At 51.9% G+C, this 15,175-nt stretch carries 17 protein-coding genes; 14 read left to right on the top strand and 3 right to left on the bottom strand.

The genetic code is table 11. From position 1 onward, the window contains the following. The first annotated feature begins 6 nt into the window (after window positions 1-6). From ACKXF9_RS05090 to ACKXF9_RS05110, 5 genes are all read left to right on the top strand, one after another. The gene (locus ACKXF9_RS05090) at window positions 7-627 is read left to right on the top strand and encodes a DUF1847 domain-containing protein (protein WP_418265489.1); all 621 of its coding nucleotides are present in this window, start codon (window positions 7-9) and stop codon (window positions 625-627) included. A 423-nt stretch (window positions 628-1,050) separates the two neighbouring features. Next, window positions 1,051-2,319 (top strand): SLC13 family permease, encoded by a 1,269-nt coding sequence (locus ACKXF9_RS05095; protein WP_418265490.1) that lies wholly within the window; start codon window positions 1,051-1,053, stop codon window positions 2,317-2,319. Between the two features lie 68 nt (window positions 2,320-2,387). Further along, the gene (gene ttdA / locus ACKXF9_RS05100) at window positions 2,388-3,287 is read left to right on the top strand and encodes a L(+)-tartrate dehydratase subunit alpha (RefSeq protein WP_044953528.1); all 900 of its coding nucleotides are present in this window, start codon (window positions 2,388-2,390) and stop codon (window positions 3,285-3,287) included. Further along, the gene (ttdB, locus tag ACKXF9_RS05105; RefSeq protein WP_005940583.1) at window positions 3,287-3,913 is read left to right on the top strand and encodes a L(+)-tartrate dehydratase subunit beta; all 627 of its coding nucleotides are present in this window, start codon (window positions 3,287-3,289) and stop codon (window positions 3,911-3,913) included. Before ttdA ends, ttdB begins: the two co-directional genes overlap by 1 nt. 359 nt (window positions 3,914-4,272) lie before the next feature. Continuing rightward, complete coding sequence (locus tag ACKXF9_RS05110; protein ID WP_302277051.1) at window positions 4,273-5,547, top strand: SLC13 family permease; 1,275 nt, start codon at window positions 4,273-4,275, stop codon at window positions 5,545-5,547. 487 nt (window positions 5,548-6,034) lie between these two features. Here ACKXF9_RS05110 and ACKXF9_RS05115 read toward each other — a convergent pair whose 3' ends face one another. After that, window positions 6,035-6,172 (bottom strand): hypothetical protein, encoded by a 138-nt coding sequence (locus ACKXF9_RS05115; protein ID WP_339395500.1) that lies wholly within the window; start codon window positions 6,170-6,172, stop codon window positions 6,035-6,037. Window positions 6,173-6,383: 211 nt separating this feature from the next. Between ACKXF9_RS05115 and ACKXF9_RS05120 the strand changes: the two genes are divergently transcribed. The 7 genes from ACKXF9_RS05120 (at window position 6,384) to ACKXF9_RS05150 (ending at window position 12,994) form a co-directional block, all read left to right on the top strand. Further along, entirely contained in the window at window positions 6,384-7,442 is a 1,059-nt protein-coding gene (locus tag ACKXF9_RS05120; RefSeq protein WP_418265491.1) for an AAA family ATPase, read from the top strand. A gap of 4 nt (window positions 7,443-7,446) precedes the next feature. Next, window positions 7,447-9,204, top strand: a complete 1,758-nt coding sequence (locus tag ACKXF9_RS05125; RefSeq protein WP_418265492.1) for a DUF2201 family putative metallopeptidase — start codon at window positions 7,447-7,449, stop codon at window positions 9,202-9,204. A gap of 15 nt (window positions 9,205-9,219) precedes the next feature. Continuing rightward, entirely contained in the window at window positions 9,220-10,329 is a 1,110-nt protein-coding gene (locus tag ACKXF9_RS05130) for an RtcB family protein (protein ID WP_418265493.1), read from the top strand. After that, entirely contained in the window at window positions 10,326-10,916 is a 591-nt protein-coding gene (gene prfH / locus ACKXF9_RS05135) for a peptide chain release factor H (protein WP_418265494.1), read from the top strand. Before ACKXF9_RS05130 ends, prfH begins: the two co-directional genes overlap by 4 nt. 86 nt (window positions 10,917-11,002) lie before the next feature. After that, on the top strand, window positions 11,003-11,299 hold the full coding sequence (locus tag ACKXF9_RS05140; protein WP_418265495.1) for a hypothetical protein: 297 nt from the start codon (window positions 11,003-11,005) through the stop codon (window positions 11,297-11,299). A gap of 76 nt (window positions 11,300-11,375) precedes the next feature. Continuing rightward, complete coding sequence (locus ACKXF9_RS05145) at window positions 11,376-12,707, top strand: GTPase (RefSeq protein ID WP_418265496.1); 1,332 nt, start codon at window positions 11,376-11,378, stop codon at window positions 12,705-12,707. 137 nt (window positions 12,708-12,844) lie between these two features. Next, window positions 12,845-12,994, top strand: a complete 150-nt coding sequence (locus ACKXF9_RS05150) for a hypothetical protein (RefSeq protein ID WP_418265497.1) — start codon at window positions 12,845-12,847, stop codon at window positions 12,992-12,994. 192 nt (window positions 12,995-13,186) lie between these two features. Here ACKXF9_RS05150 and ACKXF9_RS05155 read toward each other — a convergent pair whose 3' ends face one another. Together ACKXF9_RS05155 and ACKXF9_RS05160 are read right to left on the bottom strand one after the other, a co-directional pair. After that, on the bottom strand, window positions 13,187-13,336 hold the full coding sequence (locus ACKXF9_RS05155) for a hypothetical protein (protein ID WP_418265498.1): 150 nt from the start codon (window positions 13,334-13,336) through the stop codon (window positions 13,187-13,189). Further along, the gene (locus ACKXF9_RS05160) at window positions 13,320-13,889 is read right to left on the bottom strand and encodes a biotin transporter BioY (protein WP_418265499.1); all 570 of its coding nucleotides are present in this window, start codon (window positions 13,887-13,889) and stop codon (window positions 13,320-13,322) included. The genes ACKXF9_RS05155 and ACKXF9_RS05160 overlap by 17 nt, the downstream gene beginning before the upstream one ends. 333 nt (window positions 13,890-14,222) lie before the next feature. Here ACKXF9_RS05160 and ACKXF9_RS05165 point away from each other — a divergent pair, with 333 nt between their 5' ends. Together ACKXF9_RS05165 and ACKXF9_RS05170 are read left to right on the top strand one after the other, a co-directional pair. Next, entirely contained in the window at window positions 14,223-14,360 is a 138-nt protein-coding gene (locus ACKXF9_RS05165) for a hypothetical protein (protein ID WP_418265500.1), read from the top strand. A gap of 125 nt (window positions 14,361-14,485) precedes the next feature. Further along, on the top strand, window positions 14,486-15,061 hold the full coding sequence (locus ACKXF9_RS05170) for a hypothetical protein (protein WP_339395509.1): 576 nt from the start codon (window positions 14,486-14,488) through the stop codon (window positions 15,059-15,061). The last annotated feature ends 114 nt before the right edge of the window (window positions 15,062-15,175 follow it).

The raw sequence follows: 15,175 nt of genomic DNA on the forward strand, positions 1-15,175 counted from the left end.
AAGACAGTGTATACCTGTGCGAACTGTACGGTTCTGGCCTGCGCCAACAACGAGCCGGAAAAGATGCCCAAAAACTGCCCTATGCGGAATGCTTCGGTGATGGAGGCCGCCCGCGCCGGCTACGATCTGCCCGAGAATCACGATTTCTACGTCAACTGTTCGGCCATTGAGGGGCTTGGCTACTGTCAATGGCCCCGCCTGAAGGAGACAGTGGAGTTTTGCAAGCGGATGGGCTACCACAAGCTGGGTCTTGCATTCTGCAAAGGTCTGCGGAAGGAAGCCCGCATCGTGGCCGACCTGCTCCGTGCGCAGGGGTTTGAGGTGGTGTCGGTCATCTGCAAGACCGGCGGCATCTCCAAAGAAGAAGTGGGCATCCCGGAAGAGGTCAAGATCCACCCCGGCGAATTTGAGGCCATGTGCAACCCCATCGCACAGGCAAAGCTTCTGAACGAAAAGCACACTGATTTCAACATTGAGGTCGGACTTTGTGTGGGACACGACTCGATGTTTTATAAGTATTCGGATGCCATGGTCACAACGCTGGTGGCCAAGGATCGCGTTCTGGCGCATAATCCCTGTGGTGCCATTTACTGTGCCGAGGGGTATTTCAAAAAGCGGCTGGAATAAAAGAAGAAAAAACGTGCGCTCCCCATCTGCTTTGGAGAGCGCACGTTTTTTGCAGAAGGCGGCGGAGGGAGATTTTCTTGTATCCTACTGTTTGTCTGGCGTGCACAAAAATTGGTACATAATCCGTGCAATGCGACAAAACTCGAAAAAAGGGATTGACAAATCTCTGTTTCGGGTGTATTCTCGTGTCGTCAAGTGGATACATTATCACAGATTAAATATAAAAATTTAAAAAGACGCTGCCGAGATTCCCGGAATTCTAAGGTTCCGGGCAGATCCTTCCAGAACGAAAAAGGGCTGTGAGGGCACAGCACGGCGGCAAAGACTCTGCACAACGAGGTGCAGCTGGGGCGTTCCGAAAGTCAGGGCTGTTTTGCTCTGATGGAATAGATACATTATATTTCATTAAAGGAGCCCCCCGGTATGTCAGCAGCAACTATCACCCTACTCTTTCTTCTCTTCGCGGTCGTCATGTTCGTGTTTGAGAAGATCCCCCTCGGCGTAACGTCCATGATCGTCTGTATCGGTCTGGTCGTTACCGGCGTGCTGGATGTCAAGACCGCTTTTGCGGGCTTCATCGACAGCAACGTCATCCTGTTCGTCGCCATGTTCATTGTCGGCGGTGCACTGTTTGAAACAGGCATGGCCAACAAGATCGGCGGCATTGTTACCCACTTTGCCAAATCCGAGCGCAGCCTCATCGTGGCTATCATGGTCATCGTTGGCCTGATGAGCGGCTTCCTTTCCAACACCGGCACCGCCGCCGTCCTGATCCCCGTGGTCATCGGCATTGCGGCAAAGTCCGGCTATGCCCGCTCCAAGCTGCTGATGCCGCTGGTGTTTGCAGCTGCCATGGGCGGCAACCTTTCCCTCATCGGCGCACCGGGCAACCTCATCGCCCAGAGCGCTCTGGGTGAGATCGGGATGTCCTTCGGCTTCTTCGAGTACGCCATTGTGGGCCTGCCCATCCTCGCCGCCGGCATCCTCTTCTACGCCACCCTTGGCATGAAGCTGCTGCCCAACCACCCCGTCTCCGATGATGACTCCTTCGGCGGCGAGCAGGACTTCAGCAATGTTCCCAAGTGGAAACAGGTGCTCTCCCTTGTCATCCTCGTGCTCACCCTGCTGGGCATGATCTTTGAAAAGCAGATTGGCATCAAGCTCAACATCATCGGCTGTATCGGTGCGCTGGCTCTGATCCTCACCGGTGTCATCTCCGAGAAAGATGCCCTGAAGTCCATCGACCTCAAGACCATCTTCCTCTTCGGTGGTACGCTGTCTCTGGCCTCTGCACTGGATAAGACCGGGGCAGGCGCAGAGATCGCAAACATCGTCATTGGTGCTCTGGGCGAGAATCCCTCTCCCTACGTCCTGACTCTGGTGGTCTTTCTGCTCTGCTGCGTCATGACCAACTTCATGTCCAACACTGCTACTACCGCCCTGATGGTTCCCATCTGCCTGAGCATCGCACAGGGCATGGGTGCCGACCCCCGCGCAGTCCTGATGGCTTGTGTCATCGGCGGCTCCTGCGCTTACGCAACGCCCATCGGTATGCCCGCCAACACCATGGTGGTCTCCGCCGGCGGTTACACCTTCAAGGATTATGCCAAGGCTGGCCTGCCCCTCATCCTCATCGCAACCGTTGTCAGCATGGTGATCCTTCCCATCGCATTTCCGTTCTTCCCGCAGTAAAGCGGACAGGAACGTTGAATATGAGTGAACCAACGCGCAAAATGTACCAAAGCTAAGGAGGCATTGGAATGAACAAACAGGAACAGGTGCAGCAGATGACGACCTATATGGCCAACTTTGTGAGCCATATCGCCAAGGTGCTGCCGGACGACATCATCAAAAAGCTGGATGAGCTGGGCGCACAGGAGGATGCTCCTCTGTCCAAGGTCATCTACGAGACCATGAAGCGCAACCAGAAGCTGGCCAAGGAGCTGAACCGCCCCAGCTGCCAAGACACCGGTGTGCTGCAGTTCTGGGTAAAGTGCGGCGTGGACTTCCCCCTCATCGGTGAGGTGGAGGGTCTGCTGAAGGAGGCTGTGGTCAAGTCTACCTTTGAAGCACCTCTGCGCCACAACAGTGTTGAGACCTTCGATGAGTTCAACACCGGTTTGAACGTGGGCAAGGGCACTCCCACCGTGTGGTGGGATATCATCCCGAACAGCGACAAGTGTGAGATCTACGCTTATATGGCAGGCGGCGGCTGCACCCTGCCGGGCAAGGCCATGGTTCTGATGCCCGGTGCAGGTTACGAAGGTGTGACCAAGTTCGTCATGGATGTCATGACCAGCTACGGCATCAATGCCTGCCCTCCGCTGCTGGTGGGCGTGGGCGTTGCCACCTCTGTTGAGACCGCCGCTCTGCTGTCCAAGAAGGCTCTGATGCGTCCTCTGGGCAGCCACAACGAGAACGAGCGCGCAGCCTATATGGAGAAGCTGCTGGAGGACGGCATCAACTCCATCGGCCTTGGCCCTCAGGGCATGGGCGGCAAGTACTCCGTCATGGGCGTGCACATTGAGAACACTGCCCGCCATCCTTCTGCCATTGGCGTTGCCGTCAACGTGGGCTGCTGGAGCCATCGCCGCGGCCACATCATTTTTGATAAAGATCTGAACTACACCATTGATACTCATTCGGGGGTGACTTTGTAATGCTGACCATTAAAGACGGAAAGAAGATCCTTACTACTCCGGTCTCCGCAGAAGACCTGAAGGACATCCATATCGGTGATGTCGTTTACCTGAACGGCGACCTGACCACCTGCCGTGACGTGGCGCACCGCCGCCTCGTGGAAGAGGGCCGCCCGTTGCCTGTGGACGTCAAGGACGCTGCCATCTTCCACGCCGGCCCCATCATTCGCCCTCTGGAGGACGACAAATTCGAGATGGTGTCTGTGGGCCCCACCACCTCCATGCGTATGGAGAAGTTCGAGTATGAGTTCGTGCAGAAGTCCGGTGTCCGCGTCATCGTGGGCAAGGGCGGCATGGGCCCCAACACCGAGCGCGCCTGCAAGGAGTTCGGTGCCATCCACTGTGTTTTCCCTGCCGGTAACGCCGTTGTGGCTGCCACCGAGGTGGAGGAGATCGTCGAGGCCCAGTGGCGTGACCTCGGCATGCCGGAAACTCTGTGGCACTGCCATGTTAACGAGTTTGGCCCCCTGATCGTTTCCATCGACGCTGAGGGTCGCAACCTGTTCGAAGAGAACAAGGTCATCTTCAATCAGCGCAAGGATAAGGCCGTCGAGGAAATTTGCAAGCACGTTGGCTTCATCAAATAAGATCCAACTGCGAAGCCAGCGTTGCCTATACCCTGCGGAGAGCAACCATCCATCAAAAGATTCTTCTCCTAAAATGAACTCACTATCACGTTAATTCTAACAACCATATTTGCTTTCACAGATCCAACAGACTTCTTATCATTTACTCCTATCTTCATTACCCTGTTTATCCTGCTTCTCCGCAAAACACCCCGGATGCTGTCTGCCATATCAGAATCCGGGGTGTTGCTATTTGCGGTCAAATATGTGCACGAAAAAAATGCAGACAAAGAAGATCTTGACCGTTCTTTTTGTTCTACACACCTTTGCCACTGCTTTGCATCTGCAAGGTGGAAGTAATCCACAGGAGGACAACCCAAATGAACCCATTGGAGATCACACTGGTCATCCTGCTTGTAACGATCATCGCCTTTGTATCCGGTAAAGTCCCGTTCTCGGTCATTTCTACCGGCATCATTTTGGCGCTGATCCTCACCGGCATCAAGACCCCTGCCGAGGCCTTTGGCGGCTTCATCAACACGAACGTGGTCATGTTCGTAGCCATGTTCGTCATCGGTGCAGGGCTGACCAAAACGCCCCTGATTGACAAAGCCCAGAGTCTGGTCATCCGCTACAAGGACAATATGCGGATGCTGATTTTTCTTTCCTGTGTGGCAGGTGCGTTTCTGGGCGCCATCACCAGTGCCACCGCAACTGCCGCTATCATGATCCCTCTGCTGGTAGGCATTGCGAACGACATCGGCGTGAGCCGCAGCAAGCTGCTGTATCCTTCTATGGCCTGTGCCAACATTGCCACCCAGATGACCTTTCTCGGTCAGGGTGCTTCCAACATGGCATGGAACGATGTCATGATGCAGGCCGGCGCACCAACACCGCTGCACATCTGGGATTTCACCATTGCGCGCATCCCGATGCTGACCATTGCTATCCTGTACATGACCTTTGTTGGCTATAAGCTGATGCCGGATATTCCCAACGAGCAGTTTTCAGATGCAGCACATACGGCTTCTGAGAGCGAAAAACTCAGCCCCTTTAAGCGCAAACTGGCTGTCCTGATCGTTCTGGTCTCCATTGCAATGATGCTGCTGGAAAATGTCATTGGTGTCAAGATGTATCTCACTTCCTGCATCGGCGCTGCCGCTCTGGTGCTGACGGGTGTGCTGACCGAGAAGGAAGCTCTCAACTCCATCCACCAGCCGACCATTTTCCTGTTTGCCGGTGTGCTGGCTCTGTCGGACGCCATCCAGACCACCGGTGCAGGCGATGTGGTGGCAGACTGGATGATCCGCCTGCTGGGCGATACTACCAATCCGTACATCATTATGCTGGTGTTCTTCCTTGTTCCCTTCATTCTGACACAGGTCATGTCCAATCTGGCTACCCTGACCATCTTCATCCCACTGGTCACTTCCGCCTGTATCCGCATGGGCGTAGACCCCCGTGCTGCCGTGGTCGGCGTGATCACAGCCAGCTGTGTGTCCATCATGACCCCCATGGCAGCTCCCTGCCAGATCATGATCATCGAGCCGGGCGGCTACACCTTGAAGGATTATCTCAAGTGTGGTACCCCGCTGGCGCTCATCCTCATTGTCGTGTCCGTATTTTTCCTGCCGACACTTTATCCTTTTGCCTGATTCTATTTTCCCACCGCAGTAGTATCCGCAAACTGCATATCGTAAATATGCTGTTCTGTTCGGCGCTATTTTTGAAAACCGCAATAAAAGCAGCAGAAATTTTTGAGCATCTCATAATTCTGTCAAGAGGGCCGGCACCGTCCGGCCCTCTCTCTTTTTGCCAAAGTTTCCCTTGTGTTTTCTTGCAAGCTGCCGAAATCAGCGTGTTCTCAAAAGTTCGCGTTTGCGAAGCGTAGCGCAGCAATGAAAGCCCCAGTGGGGCTTTTAAGCGACAGAACGGTCTTGCGTAGCAAGATGGAGGGGCCTTGCCCCGACAAGTTCACGTTGACATGGCTCGATTTTTGTGGTAACCTATTCCAACAATTTAATATAACATATTTACTTAGAGTTCCAGCTCGGCTCCCGAAGGAGCCGGAGCAAGTTTTTGACTTTCTTATCGCTACATAGCAAACCCGAACCAAGGCCATCCCGGAAGGGATGGTCAGGTTCAGGTTGTTGTGTGGCGATTTTTTATTGCCAAATCCAGCACCGCACCTTGAAAATCGAAAGACCGTCTGCATGGGATGCGGTTAATACGGAAAATAGCAGGATGATCGTATATCCGCTCATTTTTAGAATAGTCCATGCTTTCTCCCTCGTTTCTTATGTTCAGTATACGAAATTTCCCTTAAAAAAACAATCTCAGGATAATGATATTATAAGTTTGCAGGGTGACAGATTTTGTCATCCTGCTTTGCTATACTGTCCTCAAACAAACGGGAAAGGAGAAGCAACAAGATGAAATCTTTGAATCATAGAAAGAAAACTATCCGAAAAATTATGGAGGTAAGATTACTTTGAATCTCGCAGTATCGGTTGACCAGAAACAGCTTCTGGATATTTTATTGAACGTTGGCATTGTGCGCCCTGTCTTTATCTGGGGAGCACCCGGCATCGGCAAGTCGGCCATTGTAGAGCAGTTCGCCGCAGATATGGGACTGCCCTGCGTTTCTCTGCTGGGCAGTCAGCTTGCGCCGGAAGATATTATCGGTGTGCCGCAAATCGTAAATGGCCGCAGCGTGTTCTGCCCACCCAAAATGATTGCACGGGAAGAACCCTATTGCCTGTTTCTGGACGAATTGAACGCCTGTTCTCAGGAAGTACAGAAAGCATTTTATTCCCTTATTCTGGAACGCCGCATCGGGGAATATCACCTGCCCAAAGGTTCTATCGTGATCGGTGCAGGCAACCGTGCGCAGGACAACGCCATCACCCGGCCTATGTCCTCTGCACTGCTCAACCGGATGTTCCATGTTGAGCTTCGCGCTGACAGCCGTATCTGGCTGGAATGGGCCGCAGGACATGGCATTCACCCTTATGTATACGATTATATTTGTTTCCGCCCCGACCAGTTGTGGAGTCAGCCTTCCAAAACGGAAGAGCCCTTTTCTTCTCCCCGCAGCTGGCACATGCTCAGCGATGCCATTATCAGTTACGGCGATTCTATTTCGGAACAGGAACTGGCGGTTCTGGCAAACGGCTGTCTGACCGCTGCTCATGCGGCACAGTTTGTCGCCTATGTCCGGCAGGTGCGGCAGGCATATTCTATCACGAAAATCATCAATGGAACGCAGAATTGGCCAGATGAACCGGAAGAGCGTGATGTGCTCTACTTTCTGGCGCAGAGCTTCCGGGCACAGCTGCTGAAAGAACTGCCCCACAACCGCAGCAAACTCACTTCTGCCACGCAGACTCTTACTCTGCGCGCAAAGGAACTGCTGGTTGAGCTGGCGGGCATCAGTCTGGAAATCGCACAGATGGCCATTACCCCGGAGGATGGCGAAACGCTTCCTGCGTGGTTCATCGTGGAAGTGACCCGTGACCTGCCCGCACTGACCAAAAAGAAGATGGGGTGACGATATGGGCCAAAAAGAGGAAAAAACGCAGCAGGACAGCATCCCCGCATGGAGAAAGGCGGTTGAAAAAATTGAGGATGGCCCCCTGTTCCGGCTTGTATACTGCACGCGTGTATACTGCTCTGAACGTTATCCCATGGCAAAAGCAGACTGGGCTTATGTTACAAACGATGGGGACATTTATCTGAATCCGCACCGGAAAGCATCCGTTGGAGAGTGGGAATATATCATAAGCCACTGCCTATTGCATCTTGGATTCGGGCATTTTCAGAAAGCGCGTATGAAAGATACCCGTTGGAATATGGCCTGTGATCTGGTCATTGCGCGCTTCCTGAAGGACAGCCATATCGGCACACCGCCGCCGGAGTTTCAGCAGGAGCTGCCTTTTCCGGTCAAAGAGGAAGAACAGGCATTCCGGCAATTACAGACTGCCTCGGTTTCTGGAGGCATTTTCAGTACCATGACAGGCGGCAGACCCGATATGGTGTGGAATCGGGATGACATCAAAACGGATTATACAGAAATTTTTGCCCAGTCCCTTCAGGCATCCATGCAGAAAACCTTGATGGAATCCAGAGGAATCTCCACCGGACATCAGCATTACTGGATGCAGCCTGCCTATTTGCAGGCACGGGACTGGTTTTTGTCCAGTTTTCCATTGCTGGGTGCAGTGGCCTCGGCGTTCCGTATCGTAGACAGTGGAGATGTTGTTTCCCGGCTGAATATTCCGGTTGCAGCAGTCAGCCCGCAACTGGGCGAGATCTATATCAATCCTCGCTGCCGCCTGAATCTGGAAGAGTGGAAATTCGTGCTGGCGCATGAATTCCTTCATGCGGCTCTGCGCCACGACCTGCGCTGTGAAGATAGAATACCCGAACTCTGGAATGTTGCCTGTGATTACGTGGTGAATGACTGGCTCTGTGAGATGAAAGTGGGCTGTATGCCAGAGTCAGCACTGTTCGATAACCAGTTTCATGGGATGTCCGCAGAAGCGGTCTATGACCAAATTTGTGAGAATATCCGGCAGTACCTGAAAGAAAGTCCGGGTGATCTGCTTTATGGCGATGGCTCAGAAGCGGCAGATTTGAACGGCAGCAAATTGGATTCTGTCTATCGTTCTGCCTTGCAGCAGGGGCTTGTGTATCACACCCAACAGAATCGCGGCTATCTGCCTGTTGGGCTGATCGAAGAAATCCATGCGCTGTCCCGTCCTCCCATTTCGTGGGATGTGAAACTGGGCAAATGGTTCGATGAAAACTTTACGGTCATGGAAAAGCACCGTTCCTATGCGCAACTCAGTCGGCGGCAGAGTTCCACTCCGGATATTCCACGCCCTGCATGGCGGCTGGAAGAGCACCCGGAAAAACAGCAGACATTTGCGGTGCTGCTGGACACCTCCGGTTCCATGTCCCGTGGACTGCTGGCAGCAGCGCTTGGCTCTATCGCCAGCTATAGTGAAGCAAGAGATGTGCAGGCGATCCGGGTGATTTTCTGTGATGCTGCTGTTTACGATCAGGGGATGATGATCCCGGAAGAGATTGCCGGAGCCGTTCAGGTAAAAGGGCGCGGCGGCACCCGTTTACAGCCCGGAATCGACCTGCTGGAAAATGATATATGTTTCCCGAAAGATGCGCCGCTGCTCATCATTACCGATGGAGACTGTGACCGGCTTAATCTGCGGGGACGCAACCACGCTTATCTGATTCCATGGGGCAAGCGGCTCCCATATCCACCCAAAGGGCCGGTATTCCGGCTGAAATAAAAGAAAGGCATTGCTTTGATTACAATACAAAATACTTATAATTCTGCGCTGGTTTACGCAGAGACTTTGGATTCTGGTGCAGAGGGTTTGATTCGTGCACTGTGCGGCAGTCTAATCTCAAAAGGCAGCAGCATCCGCATTATGCCGGATGTTCACGCTGGAAAAGGCTGTGCTGTCGGCACCACAATGACCATCAAGGACTGTGTGGCTCCCGGTCTGGTGGGCGTGGACATTGGCTGCGGAATGCTGGCAGTCAAGTTCCATGCTAAGCGGCTGGAACTGCAAAAGCTGGATAAATTGATTCACGATAAAATTCCGGCTGGAAAACAGGCACGCTCCGTGCCGCATCATTTTGCAGACAAAGCAGATCTGGACGAGCTGCTTTGTCTGCGTCATGTCCAGAAAGATAAAGCTCTTTGCGCTGTAGGCACATTGGGCGGTGGCAACCATTTTATCGAGGTTGATAAGGCGGCGGATGGCGCATACTGGCTCATTATCCATTCCGGCAGTCGGCGGCTTGGTGTGGAAGTGGCATCGTTTTACCAGAGCGAAGCATTTCAACAGTGCCCGGCGGGTACACCCTTCGAGCTGGCTTATGCTACGGGAAGCCTGATGGAAAATTATCTGCACGATATGAAAATCACGCAGGCATTTGCCGAACTGAACCGCAGAGCGATTGCAAACGATATTGTGAAAGGTATGAAGCTGGATGTGGAAGAAACCATTTCCACCATCCACAATTATATTGATCTGGATTCCATGATTCTGCGAAAAGGTGCAGTTTCCGCAAAGGCGGGCGAAAAACTCGTGATCCCAATGAATATGCGGGATGGCTGTCTGATTTGTGTCGGAAAGGGCAACCCGGAGTGGAATGAATCGGCTCCCCACGGTGCAGGCCGCCTGATGAGCCGTGCAGACGCACGGAACAGCTTTACGCTGTCGCAGTACAAAAAAGAGATGAAGGGTATCTATACCAGCTCCGTTGATAGAAATACACTGGATGAAAGCCCGATGGCCTATAAGCCGATGGAAACTATTCTCCGGCAGATTGAACCTACGGTGAAAATTGTAGAGCGGACAAAGCCCATCTACAACTTTAAGGCAAGTGAGGAAATTTCAAAATGATTTATCAAATTAGTTCTGGCCAGGGACCTGCCGAGTGCGAACTTGGGGTGGCAAAATTTCTGGCCTACCTGCAAAAACATTACAAGATTTCTGTGCTGGAAACATCACAGGGGTACTACGAAAATACCTATCGTTCTGTGCGTATCACGACGGATACCGACCTGTCGCAATTTGTGGGTTCGGTGCAGTGGGTCTGTCCAAGTCCTTACCGCATTGGTCACAAGCGCAAGAACTGGTTTCTGGATTTTAGCAGTTGTGCGGAGACCGAAACTGAAGCTTTTGACCCGAAACAAGTGCTGTTTGAAACCTTTCGCAGCAGCGGCAAGGGCGGGCAGAACGTGAACAAGGTGGAAACCGGTGTCCGGGTGATTTATCTTCCGACCGGACAGGCCAGTGTTTGTACCGAGGAGCGCAGCCAATACCTGAACAAACAGAAAGCAGTGGCGCGCCTCCGGCAAATGGTACAAAGTGAAAATCAGCAAAAACAAGCTGTTATCCGAAATGAGAACTGGGGCAGGCATACCAGTCTGGAACGTGGAAATGCACGGGTAAAGTTTGAAGGACGGTATTTTAAGCGAGTGGCATGATTCAAAACCGCTTCTTGTGGTTTTCACCTTAGCAGAGTATAATGGACGTAATAGCAAACCATTGTATAAAGGAAAGGTGATTTCAAATGTTACAATCGTCTGCAATCGAAGAAGCACTGAAATTCATTGCTTCGCATCCTGAAATTGCTCTGAAAGTTCTGAATGCTGAACTTGAGATGCCTAATATTCCTACGCCGACAATGGGAGGACATAGGTTCTGGACAACGCTTGCAGAGTTTAACGGGTATCGTCTGCAACAAAACCAGCTTACACATCATGCCAGAATTTTGAACGCTAATGATGTCCGTATTGCATGGGGAACGCTGAGCGGCATGGAAAAAGCTCTTGACCGTCTGATTCTTTTTGCTCAAAAATACGCCTGACAAAGAAAGTTTTGATTGCATCTTGCAGAAAAGTTCTGAGATTAAAGATGTCCGTGCAAAAAGGAGAAAAGGAAATATGAAAGACGATTCGATGAAAATTGAACAGCGACTGCAGAATATGAAAAACTTCTACACTAAGGTAGGCGACTTGTTGGATAATCTTCCAGATGCGATTCCCGAAAAGGCCAGGCAGAAAATAAGAGATACCATTCTTGGTGATGAAGAGCTAAAAAATTTGATGGATGGCGTGGATTCTCACCGTCCGCCCCGGATTTTCCTCATCGGGCGGACAGGCGTGGGAAAAAGCAGCCTGATCAATGCCCTCTGCGGTGCATACGTTGCGCCTGTCAGTGATACCAGAAGCTGCACGGAGACAGCTCAGACCTACCAATGCAAGGATGGCGAGCGCACTCTAATGGAGATTCTCGATACACGCGGCATTGCAGAAAGTGACAATTTAAATGCAGAGATTTCGGCTGAGGATATGCTGATCAATCAAGTCAAAGAATTCTCTCCAGATGTTGCTATCTTTATGCTAAACTGTACGCATCGAGATGATGTTGATTCCGATGTGAACTTCTTGAAGAAACTCAGCGAATCATATGCCCAAGCTTACAATATGCGGCTTCCTATTGTGGCGGTTGTTAATAAGTGCGATGAGATGGCTCCTTCACGGCTCAAAAACCCGAATGAATATACAGAGAGCAAAACAAAAAAGATCGCTGAGCAAGTTAAGCATTATAAAGAGATCATTGTAAAAAACAATCTGAAAATAGATGACATCATTGCGGTTTCCTCGTTGATTGACTGGATGACAGCTGATGGAACTGAAATCGATGCGGATTCCATTGAAAGCTTACCCGTATCTGACATTGAAAATCTTCAAATCGCATTTGATGGAAGATACCATATTGAGGAATTATTTAATATTTTAGAAAAGGCCATTCTTGATTTTAGTGCTAGAATGGGGTTAAGAATGGCCTTAAAGCTTCAAGAAGTTGTACGTCGAATTGCAAATCAACTGAATAAATCTTTCTCTGCAATGTCCGCAACTGTCGCACTTTCTCCTATTCCTATTTCAGACATTTATATCCTTCTACTGCTACAGGGCATTCTGGTTTGCCTTATTGCATCTCTCAGTGGAAGAGATATTTCACTTGATACAGCAAAAGAGTTTGTATTAAGCATGGGCGGAATTGCCGGTGCAGGTTATGGCTTCAGACTTTTGGCGCAACAAGCCTCTAAAATTCTGAATGTCTTTTGGGCTGGATCTGGATCGGCTGTGAGCGCATCTATCGCCGCACTGGGAACCTCTGCAATCGGAAAAGCTGCGATTGCTTACTACATTGATGATAAAACAATAGAAGAAGCAAAGTCTACATTTGAAGCATCCCGTAAAGAGGACTGAACGGATAAGTGTCACCCCAATTGCTGGACGGTCTCTGTAATGGAGTGAGATAAAAATAGCTATTAGATTATAACAAAAAGCTGTTGATTCTGGAGTTTGGCGTTGGCTCACGGAACCGGATGATAAAATTACCTTTTATGCAGACCGTTGCTCAGGAACCGGATGCGTTTTATATCACCTTTAACAAGGGCGATCTGTACATCCCACAAATAATCCAGGAGAAATCACTGGGTGTAGACGGTGACCTGAAAGAGCAGCTTGCTGCAATCAAAGCCGTGATGGAATGAAAAAAACTTGTCAGGAGGGCTGGCACCGTCCAGCCCTCTCTCTTTTTGCCAAAAGAATTTTTCGGAACTGAAAATGCAAAAAGCTGAGCACCTGTTTTTTCGCAGATGCTCAGCTTTGCTGTACTTTTTTCTCTGGATCTATGATGCGTTTTTCAACTTTTGGGCTGCTTCAGGTGCTCTTTGCTGAAGTTTTCAACGTCTTTTGCCCTCGATATTTTGCAACAGCCCCTTGCTCTGCTGAAAAGTTTTTCCGCTGAGGATGCCCAGAGCATCGCGGAGGGCATTTTGAATGTTCCTGTCTCCGGAATTGCCGCGCAGCGGCACATCATTCTGAAACTGCACTCTGCAGTTTCAGCACACCGGCCTGCTCCAGACGCTTGCGCAGCAGTGCGCCCACGATGCAGCTCACCACGATCTTGGCAAGGTCCAGCGCAATGAAGGGATACACGCACACCGACAGCGCATAGCTCAGCTCACACTGCATCTGGAACACGAACCATGCAGTGCCCAGCACATAGCAGGCGGCATCGCCCAGCACAAGGCCGATGCCGGAGACTACGGGCTGGCCCTTGCTCTTTTCGATGAACAGACCGCCGATGAAGGCCAGCAGCAGATAGCCCACCAGATAGCCGCCGGTGGGGCCTGCCAGCTTGGCAATGCCTGCGCCGTAGCCGGAGAACACCGGCACGCCCACCAGACCGATGAGCAGATACACCGCCACGCTCAGGGTGCCAAACTTGGGTCCCAGCAGCCATGCAGTCAGGCAGATGACAAAGTTTGCCAGCGAGATGGGCACGGCCCCGATGGGCACCGTCAGCGGGCCCAGCACGCACATTACGGCGGCCATCAGTGCAGTGACGGACATCTGATAGGTGGTCAGTTTTTTGTTTTTCATAGATTGAAATTCCCCTCTGTTAAAAATTTACAAGGCATCTGTGCCCGAGTATAGCGCAGCGGGGGACAGATGGTCAACAATAAAGTTTCGAGGGGGTTTACAATAAAAACTCCCGGCACACTGGCCGGGGGACAAAACACATTGTGTCGAGTCGGGAAATGTGATATACTGTCAATAAGGCGCTGATTGCAAAGTTGGTGGTCATGCTTTCTGTCCCGTTATCGCTGATTCTTCTTATCTAGTTTTCTACTTAGGATGAAGCAGAGGTTCCGGGAGGAAACTTTTTTGCAAGTGCCCTGCCCGGAGCCTTGAAGGCGAAGGGAGGGATGTCGGATGACTCTTTTGGAGACTCTCGCATTGCTCACGTTCATTCTCACACTGTTGAGCCTGATCGTGGATGTGATCCGCCTGACCGTTGAGGTCGTGGCAAAGTTTTCCCAGAAGAAAGACGATGATAACAAAAAAGATTGACCGCCCTGCTTCCAAACTGTGCGGTCAATCTTTTTGACTAGCGGGATGGAAAGCTGACCCTTGCAGTCAGCGCCCCTTCTGTATTTATTATACCGCATCAGCGTTATTTGTCAAGGAGGTCCCCTATGGGTGGAGGACACGTATCGCGCCCCGATTTCGGGATGCCGCAGCCCGACCCGGCCTGCCCGCTGACCGAGTTCTATCTGCTTTTGCAGCACGCACTGGATGCGGCGGGCAGCTTTGCCCTGCCGGCGCTGTATGCCCGCGTGCAGGCACCGGCGCGGTGGATCGATCCGGACGAAGCGCGGGAGTATCTGACCCTGTCGCCCACGGAGCGGGAAGGGGATACCCGTCTTCTGGCCCCGGGCAATCTGCAGCTGCTGTACAGCACCCTGCATGTGGCACCGGACGGCGCGCCTGCGGCGCTGCTGCTCACCGGGGAGTGCACCCGCACCACCGTGGCGGTGCAGCTGCTGCCGCCCTTTGTGTGGGAGGACCCGCTGCCGCCTGTGCCGGATGCGCCTGCGGCGCTGGCGCTGCAGCTGACCATGCAGGATGTGGAGCTCATCGATGCCGACCCCGCAGCGCTGGGCCGGAAGCTGGTGCACACAGCACAGCACAAGCGCTGGCTGCATCACCCGAAGGCGGATACCTTTCTGGCCGGGCGGGTGGCCCTGCTGCAAAGGGTCTACCGTCGGTGAGAGAAGGATCTGAATGGCCGCCGCAACCCGGACAATAAATGTAATATTATTTTTAATTTAGCAATAGCAGACGTCCCGCGGGCCGTCTGCTATTGCATTTTCACGAGAGAGACG

The sequence above is a fragment of the Faecalibacterium sp. 9 genome, from assembly GCF_048320955.1.
GTDB classification, from domain to species: Bacteria; Bacillota; Clostridia; order Oscillospirales; family Ruminococcaceae; genus Faecalibacterium; species Faecalibacterium wellingii.

Coding starts and splice junctions, on each gene's coding strand:
- ACKXF9_RS05115 (WP_339395500.1), bottom strand. CDS start 6,172: ATGGACTATTCTAAAAATGAGCGGATATACGATCATCCTGCTATTTTC.
- ACKXF9_RS05160 (WP_418265499.1), bottom strand. CDS start 13,889: ATGAAAAACAAAAAACTGACCACCTATCAGATGTCCGTCACTGCACTG.
- ACKXF9_RS05110 (WP_302277051.1), top strand. CDS start 4,273: ATGAACCCATTGGAGATCACACTGGTCATCCTGCTTGTAACGATCATC.
- ACKXF9_RS05095 (WP_418265490.1), top strand. CDS start 1,051: ATGTCAGCAGCAACTATCACCCTACTCTTTCTTCTCTTCGCGGTCGTC.
- ACKXF9_RS05150 (WP_418265497.1), top strand. CDS start 12,845: ATGCAGACCGTTGCTCAGGAACCGGATGCGTTTTATATCACCTTTAAC.
- ACKXF9_RS05145 (WP_418265496.1), top strand. CDS start 11,376: ATGAAAGACGATTCGATGAAAATTGAACAGCGACTGCAGAATATGAAA.
- ACKXF9_RS05165 (WP_418265500.1), top strand. CDS start 14,223: ATGACTCTTTTGGAGACTCTCGCATTGCTCACGTTCATTCTCACACTG.
- ACKXF9_RS05125 (WP_418265492.1), top strand. CDS start 7,447: ATGGGCCAAAAAGAGGAAAAAACGCAGCAGGACAGCATCCCCGCATGG.
- ttdA (WP_044953528.1), top strand. CDS start 2,388: ATGAACAAACAGGAACAGGTGCAGCAGATGACGACCTATATGGCCAAC.
- prfH (WP_418265494.1), top strand. CDS start 10,326: ATGATTTATCAAATTAGTTCTGGCCAGGGACCTGCCGAGTGCGAACTT.
- ACKXF9_RS05170 (WP_339395509.1), top strand. CDS start 14,486: ATGGGTGGAGGACACGTATCGCGCCCCGATTTCGGGATGCCGCAGCCC.
- ttdB (WP_005940583.1), top strand. CDS start 3,287: ATGCTGACCATTAAAGACGGAAAGAAGATCCTTACTACTCCGGTCTCC.
- ACKXF9_RS05140 (WP_418265495.1), top strand. CDS start 11,003: ATGTTACAATCGTCTGCAATCGAAGAAGCACTGAAATTCATTGCTTCG.